Raw genomic sequence first — 20,973 nt, 5'->3', positions numbered from 1 at the left:
GTTCGCCGCGCATCGCATACGCAGGCTCGCGTTGCATACGACGTGGGCGGAGTCGATGCCGGACGATTCGTCCTCGTGACAGTAGTAATGACGAAACTGTGCATGAGGAGATAGCGGTGAGCAACAAGTTCCCGAAGGCCGCGGCCGACTCCAGCCTGGAGCACGTGGCACCGAACCCGAGTTTCCCCGACCTCGAGGTGAAGACCCTCGACTATTGGGACAAGGACGACACCTTCCAGAAGTCCGTCGAACGCAACCCCTCCGGCGACCATAGCCAGAACGAGTTCGTGTTCTTCGACGGCCCGCCGTTTGCCAACGGCCTGCCCCACTACGGCCACCTGCTCACCGGCTACGCCAAGGACGTGATCCCGCGCTACCAGACCATGAAGGGCCGCAAGGTCAACCGCGTGTTCGGCTGGGACACCCACGGTCTGCCCGCCGAACTCGAGGCGCAGAAGGAGCTCGGCATCGACTCCGTCGACCAGATCGAGAAGATGGGCATCGACAAGTTCAACGACGCCTGCCGCGCCTCCGTGCTCAAGTACACGAACGAATGGCAGGACTACGTGCACCGTCAGGCCCGCTGGGTCGACTTCGAGCACGGCTACAAGACCCTGAACATCCCGTACATGGAATCCGTGATGTGGGCGTTCAAGCAGCTGTACGACAAGGGCCTCGCCTACCAGGGCTACCGTGTGCTGCCGTACTGCCCGAAGGACCGCACGCCGCTTTCGGCCCACGAGCTGCGCATGGACGCCGACGTGTACCAGGACCGTCAGGACACCACCGTCTCCGTGGCCGTGAAGATGCGCGACGAGGACGCCTACGCCGTGTTCTGGACGACCACGCCGTGGACCGTCCCCACCAACTTCGCCATCGTCGTCGGCGCCGACATCGACTACGTCGAGGTCAAGCCCACCGAAGGCAAGTACGCCGGCAAGAAGTTCTACTTCGGCAAGGACCTGCTGCCGCACTATGAGAAGGAACTCGGCGAGAACTACGAGATCGTGCGCGAGCTCAAGGGCTCCGAGCTGGAAGGCCGTCGCTACTGGCCGGTGTTCCCGTACTTCGCGGGCGACGAGGCCGAGTCCGAGGGCCACGTGCCCGGACCGCAGGGCTACACCATCTTCACCGCCGACTACGTCGACACCGTCGAGGGTACCGGCCTCGTGCACCAGGCACCCTACGGCGAGGACGATATGAACACGCTCAACGCCAAGGGCGTCAAGAGCACCGACGTGCTCGACGCCGGCTGCCGCTTCACCGCGCAGTGCCCCGAATACGAGGGCATGTACGTGTTCGACGCCAACACGCCGATCCTGCGCAACCTGCGCAACGGCGACGGCCCGCTCGCCTCGATTCCCGAGGAGCACCGCGCCATCCTGCTGCAGGAGAAGAGCTACGTGCACTCCTACCCGCACTGCTGGCGCTGCGCCACGCCGCTGATCTACAAGCCGGTGAGCTCCTGGTTCGTCTCCGTCACCAAGATCAAGAAGCGCCTGCTCGAGCTCAACCAGGAGATCAACTGGATTCCGGGCAACGTGAAGGACGGCCAGTTCGGCAAGTGGCTCGCCAACGCCCGCGACTGGTCCATCTCCCGCAACCGCTTCTGGGGTTCGCCGATTCCGGTGTGGGTTTCCGACGACCCGAAGTACCCGCGCGTCGACGTCTACGGTTCGCTCGAGGAGCTCAAGGCCGACTTCGGCGACTACCCGCGCGACCGCGACGGCAACGTGAACATGCACCGTCCGTGGATCGACAACCTGACCCGTCCGAACCCGGACGACCCGACCGGCAAGTCCACGATGCACCGCATCTCCGACGTGCTCGACTGCTGGTTCGAATCCGGCTCCATGTCGTTCGCGCAGTTCCACTACCCGTTCGAGAACAAGGAGAAGTTCGAGCAGCACTTCCCGGCCGACTACATCGTCGAATACATCGGCCAGACCCGTGGCTGGTTCTACCTGCTGCACGTCATGGCCACCGCCCTGTTCGACCGTCCGGCCTTCAAGAACGTGATCTGCCACGGCATCGTGCTCGGCTCCGACGGCCAGAAGATGTCGAAGCACCTGCGCAACTACCCGGACGTCAACGGCGTGTTCGACAAGTACGGTTCCGACGCCATGCGCTGGTTCCTCATGTCGTCCCCGATTCTTCGCGGCGGCAACCTCATCGTCACATCCGAAGGCATCCGCGACACCGTGCGCCAGGTCATGCTGCCGCTGTGGAGCTCCTACTACTTCTTCACCCTCTACGCCAACGCGGCCAACAAGGGCGAAGGCTTCGACGCTCGTCTGCTCAGGGCCGACGAGGTGGCCGCGCTGCCCGAGATGGACCGCTACCTGCTGGCCCGCCTGCGCAAGCTCGTGGCCAACGTGCAGAAGTCGCTCGACGAATTCGCCATCTCCGACGCCTGCGACGAGGTGAGCGACTTCATCGACATGCTCACCAACTGGTACATCCGCAACACGCGCGACCGCTTCTGGAACGAGGACGCCGACGCCTTCAACACGCTGTACACCGCCCTCGAGGTGCTGTGCCGCGTGATGGCGCCGCTCGCCCCGATGGAGACCGAGACCATCTGGCGCGGCCTGACCGGCGGCGAATCCGTGCATCTGGCCGACTGGCCGTTCCTCGCCGACGAGAAGACCGGCGAGCCGACCGAGCTCGGCAAGACGCTCGTGGCCGACGACAAGCTCGTCGCCGCCATGGAGAAGGTGCGCGAGGTCGTCTCCGGCACGCTCTCGCTGCGCAAGGCCCAGCAGATCCGCGTGCGCCAGCCGCTCGCCAAGCTCACCGTGGTCGCCGAGGACGTTGCCGCCGTCGAACCCTACACCGACATCCTCAAGTCCGAGCTCAACGTCAAGGACATCGAGTTCTGCACCATGGAGGACGCCGGCTCCCAGGGCCTCAAGATCGTGCACGAGCTGCGCGTCAACGCCCGCGTCGCCGGCAAGCGCCTGCGCAAGGACGTCCAGTTCGCCATCAAAGCCTCCAAGACCGGCGCATGGCACGTCGGCGAGGACGGCGCCCCCGTGGCCGAAACCCCGAACGGCGACATCGCGCTCGTCGAAGGCGAGTACGAGCTCATTAACCGCGTGGAGGAGGAGAACGCCGAAGAGGCCGCCAACTCCGTGTCCTCGGCCCTGCCGACCGGCGGCTTCGTGATCCTCGACACCGAGCTGAACGACGACCTCGTGGCGGAAGGCTATGCACGCGACGTCATCCGCGCCGTGCAGGACGCCCGCAAGGACGCCGGCCTCGACATCGCCGACCGCATCAGCCTGAAGCTGACCGTCCCCGCCGCCGACGCGGCGAAGGCCGAGCAGTTCAAGGACCTCATCGCCCACGAGACCCTGGCCGAAGCCGGCGTGGAAATCACCGCCGCCGACGTCAAGGACCTCGCCATCGAAGTTGCCAAGGCCTGATTCGTCCGAATAGGCAGATGACCGACGAGTCGACAGACCGGCCGATAGGCCGATGAGTCGATAAGCCGGTCGAAGCGCAGGAGGGGTCGTGCAATCCGCCGCCATACGGATCGCACGACCCCTCTCTCATATCGAAGATAATGATCGGCCGGCAGAACGGGTGTCCGGCGACAATGCCTGACGACGGTCGCATACGGCGGAGTCGCAATATGACGGCCGCCGCTAACGGGCCATCAGTAATACATATATCGGCAATCGGGCTGCATGCGGCGCCGTCGCAGCAGCAACGCCTAGAATCTTCCCCGACCGCATAAGACTCATGGAAGGGGAGGGGCATGACCGAAGCGCAGCCCGTCATCGATTTCCGTCTGCGACCGTTCAGCAGGCATTACGACAGTGGATTCTCCGACGCGATGGTGCACCGGTTCTTCTCCGGATTCGGCTACGACATCACCGCCGCAGCGACCGACCGCAGCTACGAATCCCTGAAGCGCGAACTCGACGAGGCGAACATCGTCAAGGCCGTGCTTCCGGGACGCAAGGTCTACGACACGACCAACGCCGAACTGTTCGACTACGCCGCGAACGATCCGGACCGGTTCCTCGTCTTTCCGTTCCTCGACGTGGCGAAGCCCGACGAGGCGCTGGACGTCATCGAGCGGGATGTCGTGGAGCGAGGCGCCAAGGGCGTCTCCATCGAACCGCTGGGCGGCAACGACGTGCGCTTCGACGACGAGCGTATCCTACCCATCTACGAACGATTGCAGCAGCTTGGCCTGCCCGTCATGGCGACGGTCAGCGCCTTCGCCAGCGACCTCATCGACAACACCATCCCGCGGCAGATCCATCACGTGGTGCGCGAATTCCCGAACCTCACGTTCATCGCCTCGCATGCCGGCTGGCCATGGGTGGCCGAAATGGTGCCCATCGCCTTCATGAACACCAACCTCTACCTGCTCGCCGACTTCGAGGGCACGCGCGGCAACGCGGCCCCGGAGCTGAGGCAGGCCGCCGAACGCATGATCCCCGACCAGGTGCTGTTCGGCTCCTCGTTCCCGCTGGGCCCCATCGCCCAGGGCGTGCGGAACATCCGGGACTGGCACCTCGACGAGACGGAGGAACGCAAGGTGCTCCACGACACCGCCGCCAGGATTCTGGGGCTGTGACAAGTGCAAATGCGAGTTGTGAGGCTTCGCCCCAGGAATCGGTGGTCAACGCGGTAGAAGCGCTTTCTTGAAATGGCGGAATTCCGCCGATTTGGGAACGACCGCTGACGGCATTATCGGCCGATTCGGAAAACAAAGCCTCACAACTCACGTTTTCGTCCTCTCCGGCGGTATTGTTCGGTGCGGCTTACGGGCGGAGAGGCGTATATGCTGTTGTGAGCAATACGAACATGTGGGCGAGGTGTGTATGAAACAGGTCGTTGTGGGTATTCTGGCGCATGTGGACGCCGGCAAGACCACGCTTTCCGAAGCGATGCTCTACCGTTCCGGCGGCATCCGTTCGCTGGGACGCGTGGACCACGGCGACGCGTTCCTCGACACCGACGACATGGAGAAACGACGCGGCATCACCATCTTCTCCAAGCAGGCCGTCATCGAATACCATGATGTGCGCATCAGTCTGCTCGATACCCCCGGCCACGTGGACTTCTCCGCCGAGATGGAACGAACCCTGCGCGTGCTCGACTACGCGATACTCGTGGTCGGCGGCAGCGACGGCGTGCAGGGATACACCGAGACCCTGTGGAGGCTGCTCGAGCGCTACCGTGTGCCGACGTTCGTGTTCGTCAACAAGATGGACGCCGTGGGTGCCGACCATGACGCACTGCTCGACCAATTGCAGCGTCGGTTCGGCGACGGCTGCATCGACTTCGGCGGCGCGCCCGCGCCGGGGGAGCGCGAGGACGTGGCCATGCTCGACGAGGCCGCCATGGACGAGTATCTCGAGGCCGGCGTGATTTCCGCTGACCGGCTTCGCGCCATGATCGCCGAACGACATCTCTTCCCCTGCTACTTCGGTTCGGCATTGAAGCTCGACGGCGTGGACGGTATGCTCGACGGACTGGCCAAGTACACGCGCCGGCCCGAATACCCGGCCGAATTCGGCGCACGCGTGTTCAACATCGCACACGACAGGCAGGGCAACCGACTGACCTGGCTGAAGGTGACCGGCGGCGAACTGCCGGTCAAAACGCTGCTGACGAACGAACGCGACGGCATGTCCTCGGAAGGGACATGGCACGAGAAGGCCGACCAGCTGCGCATATACTCCGGCGCGAAGTTCACGCTCGCCGATTCGGCCCCCGCCGGCACCATCTGCGCCGCGACCGGTCTGACCCGTACATTCCCCGGCGAGGGACTCGGCTTCGAAGCCGATGCCGGCGAGCCGGTGCTCGAGCCGGTGCTCACCTACACCGTGCTGCCCGGCGGCTACGACATCCACAAGGCGTTGCTCGCCCTGCGCGAGCTCGACGACGAGGACCCGCTGCTGCACGTCGTATGGGACGAGCGACTCCAGGAGATCCGCCTGCAGCTCATGGGCGCCGTCCAGTTGGAGATCATCCAGCAGATGATGCACGACAGGTTCGGCCTCGACGTGCAATTCGGCCCCGGTACCATCCTCTACAAGGAGACCGTCGCCGCGCCCATCGAGGGCGTCGGCCACTTCGAACCGCTGCGCCACTACGCCGAGGCGCACATCCTGCTCGAACCGACGGGCGAGGGCAGCGGACTGAGCTACGCCACCACATGCAGTGAGGACGTGCTCGACCGCAACTGGCAGCGACTCATCCTCACCCACCTTCAGGAGAAGGAGCACCTCGGCGTGCTCACCGGCTCGCCCATCACCGACATGCGGCTCACGCTCGTGACAGCCCGCGCCCACCTCAAGCACACCGAAGGCGGCGACTTCCGCCAGGCCACCTACCGCGCCATCCGTCAGGGCCTCATGCGCGCCAGGGAACGCGGCGACTGCCGGCTGCTCGAACCCTGGTACCGGTTCCGCCTCGAAGTGCCGCAGGACATGCTCGGCCGCGCCATGGCCGACATCCAGCGCATGAGCGGCAGCTTCGACCAGCCGCAGACCGACGGCGATCACGCCGTGCTCGAAGGCGCCGCGCCCGTCTCCGAAATGCGCGACTACGCCATGGGCGTCAACGCCTACACGCACGGCCAGGGGCACATCGTCTGCACGTTCGGCGGCTACCATCCCTGCCACAACGCCGAAGAGGTCATCGAAGAGGCCGCCTACGACCCCGAATCCGACCTGGAGAACACGCCCGACTCGGTGTTCTGCGCGCACGGCGCCGGATACCCGGTCAAATGGAACGACGTCGAATCGCACATGCACCTGCCGCTGCAGACGGAGTAATTCCCTTAGCGCTCTCTGAGAGACCGGATGGCATGGTGAGGACAACGGGCGCCGCGGCACGCGGCGACCGACCTCATCTCTTCGTAAGGATCGTCATGCCACAGTTTCTCAGCCCCGAATTCATCATCGGTGCGGCCGGACCATGGGCCCTGGCCGTCTCCGCACTCATCGTCTTCGCCGAATCCGGCCTGCTCATCGGATTCTTCCTGCCCGGCGACTCGCTGGTCTTCCTGCTCGGCATGGTCTCCGCGGCCATGGCGCTTCCCGGTTCGCCACTCGCCGCCACCCCATTGTGGGTCATCTGCCTCGTCGTCGGCATCTGCGCGTTCGTCGGCGACCAGGTGGGCTACGAGCTCGGCAAATTCGGCGGCAACAGCCGGCTGCTCCGCTCATGGACGACCGGCAGGAACGCCGAACGTCTCGCCCGAGCCCGCGCGTTCTTCGACCACTACGGATACAAGGCCATCATCCTCGCCCGCTTCGTGCCCATCCTGCGCACGTTCGTCCCGTTCGCCGTGGGCCTGACCCATTACAGCCACCGCAGGTTCATCTCCGCGAACCTCGTCGGCGCGCTCGCCTGGGGCATCATCGTTCCGGTCGCCGGCCACCAGCTCGGCCGCGTCTCGCTCATTGCCAACAACATCGACGCCACCTGCATCATCATCGTGTTCATCTCCGTGCTGCCATTGATCGTCAAGGGCGTGCGCTCCTGGCTCGCCTCGCGCGGCACGAGCGCCGCAGCCCACGCCGAGTAGAAGCATCACCGCCGACCCGTTCATCCGGAAAACGAAACCGTCTCCCCGCCGCGTCGAAGTATGATACGGTTCTCACGTATCGACAACCAAGGGAGACGGGGCATGCTGCAGATCACATCGATCTCCAAACAATACAAGACCGGCGATTTCATCCAAAAGGCGCTCGACGACGTGAGCCTGAACCTTCGCGACAGCGAATTCGTGGCCATCCTCGGCCCCTCCGGCTCGGGCAAGACCACGCTGCTCAACATCATCGGCGGTCTCGACCGCTACGACAGCGGCGACCTCGTCATCAACGGCATCTCCACCAAACGGTACAAGGACCGCGACTGGGACTCCTACCGCAACCACACCATCGGCTTCGTCTTCCAAAGCTACAACCTCATCCCGCACCAGAGCATCCTGTCCAACGTGGAGCTGGCGCTCACCATATCCGGCATCCCCAAGTCCGAACGTCGCGAACGAGCCCGCAAGGCGCTCGAACAGGTCGGCCTCGGCGACCACGTGGACAAGCGCCCCAACCAGCTTTCCGGCGGCCAGATGCAGCGTGTGGCCATCGCCCGAGCCCTCGTGAACAACCCCAGCATCGTCCTGGCCGACGAACCCACCGGCGCGCTCGACTCCGACACGTCCGTGCAGATCATGGACCTGCTGCGCGACGTGGCCCGCGACCGCCTCGTCGTCATGGTCACCCACAATCCCGAACTCGCCGAACAATACGCCACCCGCATCGTGGAGCTGCGCGACGGCACCATCCGCAGCGACTCCGACCCGTTCGAGCCCGAGCCCGAATCCGACGCCGCCGCCAAGCCCGCCGTTCACAGGACCATGGGCCGTGCGTCCATGTCGTTCGCCACGTCGCTCGCCCTGAGCTTCAACAACCTCGGCACCAAGAAGGCGCGCACCATCCTCACCTCGTTCGCCGGCTCCATCGGCATCATCGGCATCGCACTGATCCTGTCCATCTCGACGGGCGTGAACACGTACATCACGAACATCCAGCGCGACACGATGACGTCATACCCGATAGAGATACAGTCGCAGTCGTTCGACATGTCGAGCATCATGAAATCGCAGATGTCCGACGCCGAGGAGGGCCGCAGCGCGTCCGCGAAGACCGACGGCATCTATCCGGACGACTCCGGCATCAAACAGGTGACGAGCCTCACCAGCTCCATTACCAAGAACAACCTCAGCAAATTCAAGAAATACCTCGACGACCCGAACAGCGAGATCCACAAGTACGTGGGCGCCAACGGCATCCAATACACGTACGACGTCAAATTCTCCGTCTACGACCGCGACCCCAAGGGCACGCTCGTCAACGCCGACGGCGTGACCGTCGGCAAGTCCAGCGACACCGCCATGTCGTCGAAGATGGCGTCGCTGGGCGCGCAGTCGTCGCAGAACATGGCCGACATCCAACGCACGCAGATGTCGATGATCACCGGCAAGACCGACGAGAACACCGCCCCCGACTCGTTCAACGAGATCATGCCCGGCGCCAAAAACAACCAGCGCATCAGCAAGGTCATCACCGACAACTACGAGGTCGTCAAAGGCTCCTGGCCCAAGGCCAGGGACCAGGTGGTGCTCGTGCTCGACCAGAACAACAAGGTCTCGCTCACCACGCTCTACGAGCTCGGCCTGCTGCCGGCCAGCGACTACAACGACATGATGACGAAGATCAACGACGGCAAGGACGTCAAGACCGACACCGGCAGAATCGACTACGACAAGGCCCTCGACCAGACGCTGCGTCTCGTGCCCGCCGCCGACCAGTACGTGAAGAACGCCGACGGCACGTACCGTTACGTCGGCGATGACGCGGACGAGGTCGCCAAACTCGCCGACAAGGCCATGAAACTGAAGATCGTGGGCGTCGTACGACCCCACGCCGATTCCAAGACCACGCCGCTGGCCGCCGGCATCGGCTACACGCGCGACCTGACGAACTACCTCATCGACTACGCGAACGACAGCGCCATCGTCAAGGCGCAGAAGGCCTCGCCGAAGAGGAACGTGCTCAACGACCTCGCGTTCTCGCCCGCCGACGATAACGCGAAGGCCGCCGACGCGAAGACCTACGTCGCCGGCCTCGGCGTCAGCGACAAGGCGACCATGGCACGGTCCATGCTCGGCGATTCGGCGAGCGGAGCCTCCGCCGGGTCGGCGGCTTCCGCGAATGGCGCGTCCGCATACGGGACTGCCGGCGCGTCCGGTGCCGCCGGTGCGTCCGCCGCCATGGGCACGATGAGCGAACAGCAGCTCGCCGATCAGTTCGACGCGTACATCGCCGCCGCGCCCACTTCCACGCTCGTGAAGATCTACGACCAGTACGTCTCCAGCGGCAACTACGACGACAACCTCGCCGCGTTCGGCGTCGTCGGTCGCGACGCGCCGACCGCCATCAGCATCTACACCGACAGCTTCGACGACAAGAACGCCGTCGGCGATGCCATCAGCCACTACAACGACGGCGTCAAGAAGGCCGACAAGATCGTCTACAACGACTACGTCGGCCTGATGATGAATTCCGTGACCACGATCATCAACGTCATCTCCTACGTGCTGATGGCGTTCGTCAGCGTCTCGCTCATCGTGTCGTCCATCATGATCGGCATCATCACGTACATCTCCGTGCTCGAACGCACCAAGGAGATCGGCATCCTACGCGCCATGGGCGCCTCGAAACGCAACATCTCCCAGGTGTTCAACGCCGAGACCGGCATCATCGGCCTGCTGGCCGGACTCATCGGCATCGGCGTCACCCTGCTGCTGCTCATCCCCGGCAACCAGCTGCTGCATCATCTCATCGGCAACAACGACGTCAACGCCGTACTGCCCGTGGGCGGCGGCGTCATCCTCGTGGTGCTCAGCGTCGTATTGACGCTCATCGGCGGTCTCATCCCGTCGAAGAAGGCGGCGAGGCAGGACCCGGCCACCGCATTGCGTACGGAATGACGACGTATGCATGATGATGGCGTGTATGTGGCGATGTCACGTCGGTAACGTCGGTTTTCATCGGCGTTGCATGCACGATATATTGCAAAACTAGACTGCGTTCTAGTCAGGGCGGATGATGACGGACGATGATGACGAACATCGGAAGGCGGGCATCATATGGATGCCGCCGTCGGATGACACGGTCGGGTATCGCCGTCGCGTCCGCCCGACGCACAAGGAAAGGACCATAGGATGGCAGGAAAGCACATCGGCGTAATCGGATTCGGCAACATGGGCGGCGCGATCATCGGCGGCGCCATCGAACACGGCGTCGTCGCGCCGGGGGACGTGACCATCTACGACCCCAACGCCGACAAGAACGCGTACGCGAAGGAACTGGGGCTCAACACGGCCGCCAGCGAGAAGGACGTGGTCGCCGCCAGCGACATGGTGCTGCTCGCCGTCAAACCGCAGATGTTCGCCGCCATGGCCGCAAAGGCCGGCTCGTTCGACGGCAAGGCCGTGCTGTCCATCATGGCCGGCGTGACCGCCGACCGCGTGCGCGAGACCGTCGACGGCACCCCGCGCGTCATGCGGCTCATGCCCAACACCCCGGCCCTCGTCGGCGCCGGCGCGTTCGCGCTCGACTCCGACAGCGACTTCACCGACGACGAGAAGGCCTTCGCCAAGACGCTGTTCGAATCGCTTGGCATCGTCGAATTCGTGCCCGAGCATCTGCTCGACGCCGTCACCGGCCTTTCCGGCAGCGCCCCCGCCTTCGTGGCCATGTTCATCGAGGCGCTTGCCGACGGCGGACTCAAGGAGGGACTGCCGCGTGCCACCGCCTACCGTCTGGCCGCACAGACATGCCTGGGCGAGGCCAAGCTCATCCTCGACAAGAACATGACGCCCGCCGCAGCCAAGGACATGGTCACCTCACCGGCCGGCACCACCATCGCCGGATACGCCGTGCTCGAGGAGGCCGGCTTCCGCGGCACCGTGATGAAGGCCGTCTCCGCCGCAGCCCGGCGTTCCCGCGAACTGTAGAGCTGCAGGACGCTGGGCTGAGGGGCAGGGCTCCGGGCTGATGTCCCGGAACCCTAGAACATCGGGCCGGCGGCGCCGATGCCCTGCAGGAACGCGGCCACGTCACGCATCTCGGGCATGTTGATGCTGTGCGCCATGCCCGGATACGCCTTCTCGGTCAGCGTGCCATGCTCCTTCCAGAACGCGGCCATCGCCGCCACCTCCTCCTTCGGGAAGATGGTGTCGGCGGCGCCATGGCCATAGAACACCGGGGGAGTGGTCTCCTTCAGCTTCTCGTCGCCGGCCACGGCGCCCGGCGCCAGCCAGCCCGAGAAGCACACCGCCGCCCGGTAGCGTTCAGGGTTCACACGCAGCAGATGCCCGGCCAGCAGCCCTCCCTGCGAGAAGCCCATCGTCACCACGTCGCGGTCGGCGGGAATGTTCGCCTTAACCCAGCGGTCCACCGCCTCGGCAGCCTCAAGCGCCTGCTCGTCCAGCGATGCGCCGACCGGTACGCCCTCATGGTCCCAGGTGCCGAACCACGTGTAGCCCATGCCGTAGTCGATCGGCGCACGTAGCGACGCGTAGTCCGCGTCCGGCGCGCAGAAGCGCAGCAGGTCCGGCAGATCATATTCGTTCGAACCCCAGCCGTGCAGCAGCACGAACACCGGCCGGCGGGGATTGCCGTTCAGCTTCGTCAGCGCCTTCGTGATCTCCATGATGATTCCTTCCTTGTCTTCGAAAAGCGATTTCCAAAAGTGATGCCGGGAACGCGACCTTTATAATATGACTTTCAGAACGTGATGCGCATCTGATGCCAGACCACGCCGCCATGCGTGGAATCGGATACACCTTCGTCCACGAAGCCGAGCCGTGCATAGAACGGAATCTTCTCCGTCTTGCACGTCAGCACCACTCCGGCGCGACCCTGCTCGCGCGCATCGGCAATCACTTGGCGCAGTACCGCGGAGGCGTACCCGTGCCGGCGATACTCCGGCATCGTGTTCACACCGAAGACCATCTGCCAGGCACCGTTCTCGTCATGCATCGACGCATCCTCATACATCTCGTCGGCAAGGTCGCGTTCGTCCGTCGTCATGCCGTTGACGAAGCTGATCAACGAGCCATCGTTGCCGTTGTCGTCGTCGGCGAACATCAGCCAGAAATGATTCGGATACGCCTTCAGGCGACGACGGAAATCCTCGCGCGATGCGGCCTCGGCCGGCGGGAAGCACGCCGCCTCCACGGCGGCGATCGCATCAAGGTCATCCAACATCGCATGGCGAACCATCATATGGTCGGACGACGCATCGTCCGTCGTCATGATTCGGTCCGTCGCCTGTCGATCATCCATCGTTGCCATTCCTCCCAACCCGACGGAACGAACACCCGTCAGCAAAATCTATAACCGGCTATCAATCGTTGCAACGACGTCGCCGGTCGCACGCCATATAGATTTTACCTATGCTGCCGCGCTTGAATACGCCGGTCGCCCGCGGTTAGCTGGAACCAACGGACTTTTTTGCACCCGCACACGAACGACAGAAGGGGAAGACGATGGCACGGTTGAAGACGCAGCTCGTACACGGCGTACCGGTGAACGACAACAATACTGGCGCGGTGAACCCGCCCATCTACAACTCCTCCACCTACACGTTCAAATCCGTGGAGGACACCCCGCGCTGGGACTACGCGCGATCCGGCAACCCCACGCGCGAATTCCTCGAACGGCAGATCGCCCAGCTCGAACACGGCTGTCAGGGCTTCGCCTTCGCCTCCGGACTCGCCGCCATCCACGCCGCCCTCGCCATTTTCAAGCCCGGCGACCACATCATCGTCAGCGACAACATCTACGGCGGCACCTACTCGCTCATCAACGAACACTTCAACCGCTGGGGCCTCATCTTCCACCCCATCGACACCACCGACCTCAAACTCGTCGAAAAGGTCTTCAAGGCCGTCGAGGACGAGGGCGAGCACGTCGAGGCCATCTACTTCGAAACCCTCACCAACCCGCTGCTCAAGGTCAACGACACCGCGGCGCTCGCCGACATCGCCCACGAGCACAACGCCATCGCCATCGTCGACAACACGTTCCTCACCCCGTATCTGCAGCGGCCGCTCGACGTCGGCGTCGACATCGTGCTGCATTCCGCCACCAAGTACCTCGCCGGACACTCCGACGTGAACGCCGGCCTCGCCGTCGCCCGCGAGAAGGACATCGCCGAGCGGCTCTACTTCACGCTCAACCGTCTCGGCGGCGTGCTCGCCCCCGCCGAATGCGACGCCGTGCGTCGCGGCATCCAGACGCTCGCCCTGCGTATGGACCGCCAACAGGAGAACGCGCTGACCATCGCCCGCTTCCTCAAGAACAGCCCGGTCGTCGCCGACGTGCACTATCCGGGACTGGCCGACTCGCCCGACTACCATCTGGCGGTGCGCGAGCTCAACGGCTTCGGCGGCGTGCTCTCCTTCGAGGTGAAGAAAGGCGTGAACCCGGCCGACGTGCTCAACAACCTGCATGTGTTCCGACTGGCCGTGAGCCTCGGTGCGGTGGAAAGCCTCGCCGAATTCCCCGCGCGCATGACCCACTTCGAGGTGCCGCGCGAGGAGCGTCTCAAGCTCGGCATCAGCGACGAGCTCATCCGTCTCTCCGTCGGCATCGAGGACGTCTTCGACCTGCTCGAGGATCTGAAGCAGGCATTGGACATCGCCGAAAGGAACGCGTTCTCCGGTCATAACGACGGCAACCGCATCGCCGTGGACTCGCAGTCCTTCGAGCAGGCGTTCGGCGGTGAGCTGGAGGAGACGCAGCGCTACGAGGCTCCGGTGAATGAGAAGACCGCTCTCTGATAAGGAGCTGGCGCGCCATGAGGCGTGACAGTGCTTGGGTGTAACGAAGCCCACAATGCAATGAGCCCCCTCGTCAGAGGGGGCTCATTGTTACTCAGGTATCACGCTTCGGATACGGCCTGCAATTGAAGACGGGCTGTGTCCGCGCCTTGCTGGCTTCGCGGTTCCTTGGCGGAACCGTTTCGCCCGTGGCTGCTCGACAGTCCACTGGACTGTCTCACGACGCCACGGTTTGCAATTGAAGACGGGCTGTGGCCCGCGCTTTATTGGCTTCGCGGTTCCTTGGCGGAACCGCTGCGCCCGTGGCTGCTCGACAGCCCACCGGACTGTCTCACGACGCCACGGCCTGCATGGCCACGGCGGCGAGGTAGTTGACGGGCTGGCTGAAGTTCGGCTGGAACAGCAGGTCCACGTTCGCCAGCTGGTCGATGGTGAAGCCGGCCTGGATGGCGATGGACACCGCATTCGCCGCCTGTGCCACATCCGGCTGCTTCGACAGGAACTGCGCGCCCTTGATCTTGCGGGTCTCCGGATCCCAGGTGAGCGTGGCCGTCACCGGAGTGGTGGTGAGCATGAACGCCGGACGGAAGTCCTGCGTCAGCGTCGTGGACCTCACGTTCACGCCGCGTGCCTCGGCGCCGCCCTGCGTCAGACCGGTGGCGGCCAGCGACAGGTCGTACAGCTGCACGGCGCTGGTGGCCTGCGTGCCCATGTACTTCTGCGTCGGCTCCACGATGTTCGCGCCCACGAGCAGCGCCTGGCGCACCGCGTTCGTGGCCAGCGGGATGTAGTCGTACGTGCCGGTCGGGTTGTAGAACACGGTGGCCGAGTCTCCTGCGGCGAACACGTTCTGCGACGGCTCGCTCTCGCCGCTGATCGTGGCGCGCATGTACTCGTCGGTGGTGATGGCGCCGTTCTTCAGCATGTCGAGCTGGCCGGCGAACAGGTCGGTGCGCGGCAGGAAGCCCGCGCCCATGATCGCGCAATCCACCTCGTACTCGCCCTCGGTCGTCACCACGGTCACGGTGCCGGAATCGTTGAGACGAAACTCGGTGACCATCTGGTCCAGCGCCAGCGTCACGCCATGGTCGGTGAACGCCTGCTCGACCACGTCGGAGATCGGCTTGTCGAAGTTCTTCGCCAGCGCGCGGTCGAGGCCGTCGATGAGCACGGAATCCACGCCGATCTCGCTGAACTGCTCGGCCAGCTCCGCGCCGATGTAGCCGGCGCCGATCACGGCCACCTTCTTCGCGCTCTTCGCCATCTCCTTGATGGCCAGGCCGTGGCCCCAGTTCTTGCACAGCTTCACACGGCCGTCGTCAAGACCCTCGGCCAGTCCGGGAATCGGCGGCGTCACCGGCTTGGAGCCGGTCGTCACCACGAGCTTGTCGAACGCGAGCGTGCTCTCCTCGCCGGTCTTGAGGTCCTTGGCCACGAGCGAGCCGCCCTTGACGTCCACGCTGAGCACGTCATGCTCCATATGCATCTTCGCACCCAGCGAGGCCAGTGCCTCGGGGGAGGAGTAGAACATCTTCTTCGGGTCGGAGACATGGTCGCCGACCCACAGGGCGATGCCGCAGGAGAGGAACGACAGCGTGTCGTTGCGTTCATAGACGTGCACATCCCAATCCGGATGAGCCTGAAGAATGGACTGCGCGGCGAACGTTCCCGCGTGGGTGCAACCGACGATGGCTACGGTGGTCATAGCAAAACTCCCATGTTTTGTCGTGTGAATATCCAAAACCCAACTATAGGGGATTGCCGCGGCAAATCCCGGCAACACATTCGCCGAAAGATAACAAAACGATTACAGGGGCGATGGGAGGGGGACGGCGGCGTCGGCGCGGAATGTCTCCCGCCGGCGCCGCACTCGCGAAAACGGCCTAATCGGCGAGGAAATCGGCCACGGCCCTGGCGTCCGCATAGCCGCGTCGGTACATGAGGTTCAGTCCCTCGTAGGACTTGTGCAGCGTGGACAGCCCGTACAGGTCGGTGGGCGCGAGGATCAGCACCCGGCCTTCGGCCTCGTACCGTTTGGCCAGTGCCACCTCGTCGTTGTACGTTTTGTAGCGGTCCAGCAACCGCTGAGCCGATTCGGGATATGAATGCCGCAGGATCGCCGCGGGGCGTTTGTCGTGCTTCTGCTCACGCAGCACGTCCTTCGGCCGGGTCAGCACGACCACCACCTTGTCGCAGCCGTCGTCGAACGCCTTCTGCACAGGCACCGGATCGGCGATGCCGCCGTCGAAATACGGCACGCCGTCTACCACATACGGCTCACAGGCCAATGGCACGGCGCTCGACGCCTTGCAGATGTCGTAGTCGTCCTGATGCATGCGCGACTTGGGGAAGTAGTGCGGCAGGCCGGTCTCCGCCTCGGCCGCCACCACATAGTATTCCGTCGGGCTGTTCTTCACGGCCTCGTAGTCGAGCGGGTCCTCGCCGTCGTGGTTCGACAGTGTGCCGTACACGTAATCGAGATCCACGAAATTGCGGTCGTGCACGAAATTGTAGGTGCTCGCGTATTCGCGGCGGAATGCGTAGCCCGTGTAGAAACGGTACGTGCGGTTCTTCTGCCTCGACAGCAGGCACGTCAGGTTCGCGCTGCCCGCCGAAACGCCGATTGCATAGTCGATGCGCACGTCGTCCTCAAGCAGACGATCGACCACGCCGGCGCCGTAGATCGCGCGGAATCCGCCCCCGACATCGATGATTCCGGTCTTCATAACGTCCATCCTCCGTTCGTGGCGATTCCATGGTTCGGCCCCGTGACGAGTCGTCGTATACGGGGCCGGTATACGCCTGATATGAGGATTATTCTCGCATCCGGCGACGTCGGGAGACGTTTTCGCTATTCGCCGAGCAGGTCGTGCGAAAGTTCGACAATCCGTTCGGAGGTGTCGGAATTGGCGATGCTTACCGAACCCGCATGGTTCTCGTCGGCCAGCTTACCCAACGATTCGAGAATCACGCCGAGATGGTTGACCGTGCCCTCGTTGCCGTCGATGATGGCGGTGTGTTCGGGCAGCAGTTCGCGGAAGTAGTCGCGGTAGAACACGAAATGCGTGCAGCCGAGCACTACGCTGTCGATGGAATCGAGGTCGTACTGGTCGAAATACCCATGCAGCGTGTCCATCACGAGGTCATGGTCGCCCAAATGCCCGGACTCGACGATGCGGACCAGCTGCGGGCAGGGCTGCTTGCGGATGTCGTGCTCGGAATCGAACCGATGCAGCAGCTTCGCGAACTTGCGTTCCTTGAGCGTCAATGGCGTGGCGGCCACGATGACGTGCTGGCGCACGCCGCGACCGCGGTCGCACGCCACCTTCAGCGCCGGCTCCATGCCGATGATCGGGATGTCGTAGCGTTCGCGAAGATCGTTGACCGCCGCCGACGTGGCCGTGTTGCATGCGACCACGATGGCCTTGACCCCCTGTTCGACGAACCGGTCGCATATGTCGAAGCAGAATCCGCGAATCTCCTCCGGGGTGCGCAGACCATACGGTGCGTGCGCGCTGTCGCCGAAGTACAGCACCGATTCGTTCGGCATGTCGTGGCGCAGCTGCCTGGCCACCGACAGGCCGCCAAGACCGGAATCAAACACTCCGATGGGTGCGTTCGACGACATAACGTTCTCCTTTGCTGGGTTTTTGCGGGCAGAGCTGCGGGGCAGCGAGACAATCCTCTACAAGATTAGTCGTTTCGCTGCCATAGTCTTGGGTTTCATGAGCATTCCCCAGACTGTTTACAAAGGGCATGGCACCGGCAACGACTTCGTGGTGTATGCCGACCCGGACGGAGAATACGAGCCGACCGGGGATGAGATCCGGTTCCTCGACGACCGTCACTTCGGCATCGGCGGCGACGGTCTGCTGCGTCTGACGCATCCGCGGCACGTCTCGGACCTCGATGCCGACCAGGTCGCCTTCTTCGAGAACGAGGGCGTCGAATGGTTCATGGACTACCGCAACGCCGACGGCTCACTGGCCGAGATGTGCGGCAACGGCACGCGAGTGACCGCGCTGTTCGCACAGATGATGGGCTATGCGGCCGGACCGGGCGGCGAGCCGTTCCGACTGGGCACGCGCGCCGGCGTGAAGACACTCACCTCGCTGGGCGAGGTCGAAGGGCTGGGACGCAACGTGTTCCGCATCGACATGGGCGCATGGAAGTCCGACGAGACGAAGACGTTCGAGGTGACGATTCCCGGCACCGAAGGCTCGGCCCGCGGCACGTTCGTCGACATGGGCAACCCGCATGTGGTCGCCGTCGTGGAGGACCGCAGCGGCGACGGACTGGCCGACGACGCCACGTTGCCCGCCGTCGCGGACCTTGACCTCGTGACCAAGCCGGTCGTCGCCCCCGTGCTGGAATCCGACCAGAACGCCGAGTTCGTGCGCGTGGACGCCATCGACCGCGAGGAGAACCGTGGCGTGGCGTTCATGCGCGTGAACGAACGCGGCTGCGGCGAGACGCTCTCCTGCGGCACCGGCCTGTGCGCCACCGCGGTCACGCTGCGCAAGCTGACCGGCATCGACGACTGGGCCATCACCGTGCGCGGAGGTACGCTCATGGTGCATGTGGACGACAAGCATGTGGAGCTCACCGGCGACGCCGCCATCGTCGGCAGGGTGGAGCTGCTGTAGGCCTCTCGAAAACACGATGTGGCCGTTCCCCATGACGGGGAACGGCCACATCAACGTATCCGGACTGCGATCGGTCGTCAGAGCAGAGAGGCTCCTTCATTGAGCATGATGATGGTGACGAGGACGAGGATCCACACGACGTCGATCATCAGGTCGGCGTTCAGACGATAATACGTGTCCAATCCTCGGCGAAGGCCGCCGAACCGGCCATCGAGCCGGGGCAGGTCCTGCACCTGGATGCTTGCATGTGACAACGCCATGAACTGCACGGTCGTGGAGAACATCAGCACCAGGCACCACGGGCACAGTGCATGGATGACGAACACCGACTGCGTGAACAGCCAGTAGGCGTAGGCCAGGGCGGCGAGCCCGCCCAGCCACGTGCAAGCGGCGAACCACCGCGGCACGGCCACCCGGGCCAGGCCGAGAACGGCCACGGTGACGAACACCGCTTCGGCGGCGATGCCGAAGAACGCGTTCGGATAGCTCAGGTTGCCGAAATGGATGATCTCCGCCTGCCAGCTCTGCGCCACCGTGGAACAGGAGACCACGGCGTTCACATCGCAGTCGAGCTTGCTTTCCGGATTACGCGCCAGCTGCAGCGTCTCCGCCGACAACACGAACGACACTCCCAACGCGACGATGGATGTCAGCAGCATGACCGCATACGTCCATGCGGCGCCGTGACGCCATCCCTGGGGCGTTCCCTGATAATCGGCGTTGTCCATTTTGCATCCCCCTCAAAACATGGCTCATTATAATTTGCCGGTATCGGCATGATTCATTGCGCAAATCAGCTTACGATAGTGATATGACTGCACGAAATGAACTGACTGCCGGATGGGACCTGCACTGCCACAGCGCGTATTCCGATGGTACGGAGACCCCGGAGGGCCTGATTCTCGAGGCGCGCAGGCGTGGATTGCATGGCGTGGGCATCACCGACCACGATACGTGGGAGGGATGGGCGGAGGCCGAGTGGGCGAGCCGTGAATATGGCGTGCCGCTGGTCAGGGGCACGGAGATCACCGCCGACGTCGATGGCATCTGCGTGCATATGCTCGGTCTGCTGTATTCGCCCGACGATGACGTATTGCGCGAACTGTTCGAGACCACGCGTGTCAATCGCGTCCGACGCATGAAGAAGATGGTGGAGAATCTCTCCGCCGATTTCCCCATCACCTGGGACGACGTCGTCAGTCAGGTGAAGGAGGGGGAGCGCACGACGATCGGCCGCCCGCACATCGCCGACGCCATGGTGGCCCTGGGGTTCTTCCCCAATCGTTCGGCGGCGTTCGCCGGCACCATCAACAAGAACGGCCCGTATTATGTGCCGATAGTCTCGCCGTCCGCCGAAACCGTGGTGAGGGCCGTCAAGCATGCGGGCGGTGTGGCCATCATCGCCCATCCCGCCGCCACCGCGCGCAACAGGCACATTCTCACCGATGAGCATATAGCGAGTCTCGCCGAGGCCGGCCTGGACGGTCTCGAGGTCTTCCACCGCGACAATTCCCCCGAACAGCGGGAGCGTCTGCTGCATCTGGCCGCCGATTTGCATCTGCTGGCCACGGGTGGTTCCGACTGGCATGGCGACGGCAAGCCGAACGTGATGGGGGAGAACGTCACCGACGACGCCACCGTCGAGAAGATCGCCGAGCGCGGCGCGATCGACATTCTGCGGTAGTGATACCGCATAGCAACGAGGCGGAGACCGATATGGTCTCCGCCTCTGTATTTTCCGCCTCCGTGGGCGATGGGAGCGGCCGCGAAGGCCGCGCACGTGCATGCTGTTGGTGGAGGTGCTAGTTCAGAGCACCGAAACCAACAGGCTGAGCCGTTAAGCGGAGAGTCCGGTGGACTCTCCGTAGGCGATGGGAGCGGCCGCGAAGGCCGCGCACGTGCATGCTGTTGGTGGAGGTGCTAGTTCAGAGCACCGAAACCAAC

At 63.9% G+C, this 20,973-nt stretch carries 14 protein-coding genes and 1 pseudogene; 9 read left to right on the top strand and 6 right to left on the bottom strand.

Features of this window, described 5'->3' with window-relative positions; all coding sequences use genetic code 11:
• Positions 1–116 precede the first annotated feature (116 nt).
• The 6 genes from ileS (at position 117) to proC (ending at position 11,551) form a co-directional block, all read left to right on the top strand.
• On the top strand, positions 117–3,428 hold the full coding sequence (gene ileS, locus CS006_RS00440) for a mupirocin-resistant isoleucine--tRNA ligase (protein WP_100509849.1): 3,312 nt from the start codon (positions 117–119) through the stop codon (positions 3,426–3,428).
• Between the two features lie 335 nt (positions 3,429–3,763).
• On the top strand, positions 3,764–4,594 hold the full coding sequence (locus CS006_RS00435) for an amidohydrolase family protein (RefSeq protein ID WP_100509848.1): 831 nt from the start codon (positions 3,764–3,766) through the stop codon (positions 4,592–4,594).
• A 247-nt stretch (positions 4,595–4,841) separates the two neighbouring features.
• Positions 4,842–6,803: a GTP-binding protein gene (locus CS006_RS00430; RefSeq protein WP_100509847.1), complete on the top strand. Its 1,962-nt coding sequence runs from the start codon at positions 4,842–4,844 to the stop codon at positions 6,801–6,803.
• A gap of 95 nt (positions 6,804–6,898) precedes the next feature.
• Positions 6,899–7,558: a DedA family protein gene (locus tag CS006_RS00425; protein ID WP_163199542.1), complete on the top strand. Its 660-nt coding sequence runs from the start codon at positions 6,899–6,901 to the stop codon at positions 7,556–7,558.
• Positions 7,559–7,660: 102 nt separating this feature from the next.
• On the top strand, positions 7,661–10,522 hold the full coding sequence (locus CS006_RS00420) for an ABC transporter ATP-binding protein/permease (protein ID WP_100509845.1): 2,862 nt from the start codon (positions 7,661–7,663) through the stop codon (positions 10,520–10,522).
• A gap of 234 nt (positions 10,523–10,756) precedes the next feature.
• The gene (gene proC / locus CS006_RS00415) at positions 10,757–11,551 is read left to right on the top strand and encodes a pyrroline-5-carboxylate reductase (RefSeq protein WP_100509844.1); all 795 of its coding nucleotides are present in this window, start codon (positions 10,757–10,759) and stop codon (positions 11,549–11,551) included.
• 53 nt (positions 11,552–11,604) lie between these two features.
• Here proC and CS006_RS00410 read toward each other — a convergent pair whose 3' ends face one another.
• Positions 11,605–12,249, bottom strand: a complete 645-nt coding sequence (locus CS006_RS00410; RefSeq protein WP_100509843.1) for an alpha/beta hydrolase — start codon at positions 12,247–12,249, stop codon at positions 11,605–11,607.
• Positions 12,250–12,323: 74 nt separating this feature from the next.
• Entirely contained in the window at positions 12,324–12,854 is a 531-nt protein-coding gene (locus CS006_RS00405) for a GNAT family N-acetyltransferase (protein WP_243386550.1), read from the bottom strand.
• A gap of 233 nt (positions 12,855–13,087) precedes the next feature.
• Here CS006_RS00405 and CS006_RS00400 point away from each other — a divergent pair.
• A pseudogene (locus CS006_RS00400) lies at positions 13,088–14,275 on the top strand (trans-sulfuration enzyme family protein); the annotation flags it as partial.
• Between the two features lie 439 nt (positions 14,276–14,714).
• Here the strand turns inward: CS006_RS00400 and CS006_RS00395 are convergent.
• From CS006_RS00395 to murI, 3 genes are all read right to left on the bottom strand, one after another.
• Positions 14,715–16,088 carry an FAD-dependent oxidoreductase gene (locus CS006_RS00395; protein ID WP_100509841.1) on the bottom strand — a complete coding sequence of 458 codons (1,374 nt, stop codon included), beginning with the start codon at positions 16,086–16,088 and terminating at the stop codon, positions 14,715–14,717.
• Between the two features lie 178 nt (positions 16,089–16,266).
• On the bottom strand, positions 16,267–17,109 hold the full coding sequence (locus CS006_RS00390; RefSeq protein WP_243386548.1) for a patatin-like phospholipase family protein: 843 nt from the start codon (positions 17,107–17,109) through the stop codon (positions 16,267–16,269).
• Between the two features lie 125 nt (positions 17,110–17,234).
• The gene (gene murI / locus CS006_RS00385; RefSeq protein ID WP_100509839.1) at positions 17,235–18,011 is read right to left on the bottom strand and encodes a glutamate racemase; all 777 of its coding nucleotides are present in this window, start codon (positions 18,009–18,011) and stop codon (positions 17,235–17,237) included.
• Between the two features lie 97 nt (positions 18,012–18,108).
• Here murI and dapF point away from each other — a divergent pair, with 97 nt between their 5' ends.
• Positions 18,109–19,029: a diaminopimelate epimerase gene (dapF, locus tag CS006_RS00380; protein ID WP_100509838.1), complete on the top strand. Its 921-nt coding sequence runs from the start codon at positions 18,109–18,111 to the stop codon at positions 19,027–19,029.
• Between the two features lie 77 nt (positions 19,030–19,106).
• Here the strand turns inward: dapF and CS006_RS00375 are convergent, their stop codons facing one another.
• A complete protein-coding gene (locus tag CS006_RS00375; protein WP_100509837.1) occupies positions 19,107–19,757 on the bottom strand; it encodes a vitamin K epoxide reductase family protein in 651 nt (216 codons plus the stop codon).
• Positions 19,758–19,840: 83 nt separating this feature from the next.
• Here CS006_RS00375 and CS006_RS00370 point away from each other — a divergent pair, with 83 nt between their 5' ends.
• The gene (locus CS006_RS00370; RefSeq protein WP_100509836.1) at positions 19,841–20,713 is read left to right on the top strand and encodes a PHP domain-containing protein; all 873 of its coding nucleotides are present in this window, start codon (positions 19,841–19,843) and stop codon (positions 20,711–20,713) included.
• The last annotated feature ends 260 nt before the right edge of the window (positions 20,714–20,973 follow it).

The sequence above is a fragment of the Bifidobacterium primatium genome (genome assembly GCF_002802875.1).
GTDB classification, from domain to species: domain Bacteria; phylum Actinomycetota; class Actinomycetes; order Actinomycetales; family Bifidobacteriaceae; genus Galliscardovia; species Galliscardovia primatium.
Note: the sequence above shows the minus strand (reverse complement) of the source record. Positions and strands in the feature narration are given on the sequence as shown.